The organism is Pseudonocardia sp. D17, from assembly GCF_036984265.1.
Lineage (GTDB): Bacteria > Actinomycetota > Actinomycetes > Mycobacteriales > Pseudonocardiaceae > Pseudonocardia > Pseudonocardia benzenivorans.
The window spans coordinates 45,778-47,685 of sequence record NZ_BPRG01000140.1; the positions used below are offsets into that span (position 1 = coordinate 45,778).

General features: G+C 73.1%; 1 protein-coding gene. It reads right to left on the reverse strand.

Features of this window, described 5'->3' with window-relative positions:
• Window positions 1–13 precede the first annotated feature (13 nt).
• On the reverse strand, window positions 14–1,908 hold a 1,895-nt coding region (locus tag PSD17_RS21565; protein ID WP_339124298.1), incomplete at its 5' end, for a peptidoglycan D,D-transpeptidase FtsI family protein.

Below are 1,908 nucleotides of genomic sequence, written 5' to 3' on the forward strand. Positions count from 1 at the left end.
GGTTCGCTCCCGCTCAGGGCGCGACGAGCTCCTGGTAGGGCGCGGGCGGTCCCACGGGGATCTGCTCGCGCGCGGCGATGTAGCTCGCCATGTCGTGGAACAGCGGCGCCGCGGAGGCCCCGCCCGCGGGCGCGTCGAGCATGATGCCGATGACGAACCGCGGGTCCTGGGCGGGCAGCATGCCGGCGAAGGTGATCCAGTAGGTCGACGACGCGTAGCAGCCACAGGCCGGGTTGACCTGCTGCGCGGTGCCCGTCTTCCCCGCGACCTGGTAGCCCGGCACGGCCGCCGCGGCGCCGGTCCCCCGCTGCACGCCCTTCGCGTCCTGGGTGACCGCGGTCAGCATCGTCCGCAGCGTCGCCGCGGTCTGCGGCGAGACGACCTGCACCGGCTGCGGCGGGGGTGGCACGGTGCGCTCGCCGTTCGGGCCGATCGTCGCGGCCACGATCCGTGGCGGGATGCGCACGCCGTCGTTCGCGACGGCCTGGTACATCCCGGCCATCTGCAGCACCGTCATCGACAGGCCCTGCCCGATCGGCAGGTTGCCGAACGTCGAGCCCGACCACTGGTCGCGCGGGGGCACCCGCCCGGAGCTCTCGCCGGGCAGCCCGATGCCGGTCTTCTGACCCAGGCCGTAGCGGTTGAGCATGTCCCAGAAGCGGTCCTCGCCGACCTTCTGCGCCGTCATGATCGTGCCGACGTTCGACGACTTCGCCAGCACGCCGGTCAGGGTGTAGTGGTCGAGCCCGTGCGACCAGGCGTCGTTGATCGTCCGGTCGGCGACCTTGATGCTGCCGGGCACGTCGAGCACGTCGTCGGGCTTGGCGACGCCGGACTCCAGCGCCGCCGACATCGTCACGATCTTGTTGACCGAGCCGGGCTCGTAGGGCGTGGTGACGGCCTCGTTGCCCATCGACGCTGCGGTCGCGCCCGCGAGGTTCGTCGGGTCGAACGTGTCGCTGTTGGCCAGCGCGAGGACCTCGCCGGTCTTCGCGTCGAGCACGACGGCCGTGCCGTCCTTGGCCTTCGTCTTCGTGACGTAGGCCTGCAGCTGCTGCTGGATCGTGTACTGCATGTCGGAGTCGATCGTCAGCTCGATGTCGGAGCCGGGGACGGCCGCCTGCTGCGCGCGGGTGGTGCCGGGGATGATCGCCGAGCTGCCCTCGGCGGTGTCGACGACCTCGTAGCCGTCGGTTCCCGACAGCAGCGCGTCCTGCGAGCTCTCCAGCCCGACGAGGCCCGTCAGCTTGCCGTCGCCGCTGTTCCACGACGCCGCGCCGATCACGTTGGCCGCCAGGCTGCCGCCGGGGTACTGACGCGCCTCGCGCTTCTCCTCGGCGATCTCGGGGAACCGGGCCTGCAGGTCGCGGGCCGCGGCCGGGTCGGCCAGCGGCGCGAGCACGACGTAGCCCTTGTCGCTGTTCAGCGCCGCCAGCAGGGCGTTGGGGTCGCCTCCGGTGCGCTCCGCGACCGCGGTGGCCAGCTGCTGCTTGTAGGCCGCCGCACCCGCGCCCTTCTGCTGGTTGATCAGCCGTGGGTTGGTCGTGAGCGCGTCGGCCTCGGTGCTGAACGCCAGCGGGGTGCCGTTGCGGTCGAGGATCGAGCCGCGCTCGGCGGGCAACGGGATGCGGGTGGTGCGCTGCTTCTCCGACGACGCCGTGAGCGACGCGGACTGGATCGTCTGCACCCCGACGAGCTTGACCAGCGACAACCCGAGCAGCACGACGAGCAGCAACCGGCCGATCTTCAGCCGGCGCGCCGGATCCCCCGGCCGCGCGCCGGACTGGCGTGGCGGGAGCGGGCGTCGGGGTGGTGGGGTGCGCGCGGCGCCTGCGGGACGCGACCGCGGCGGGGCGACGGGCATCAGCCCGCCTGGCCGTTCGGTGCGGCGGGCGCCCCGGCGTCGGC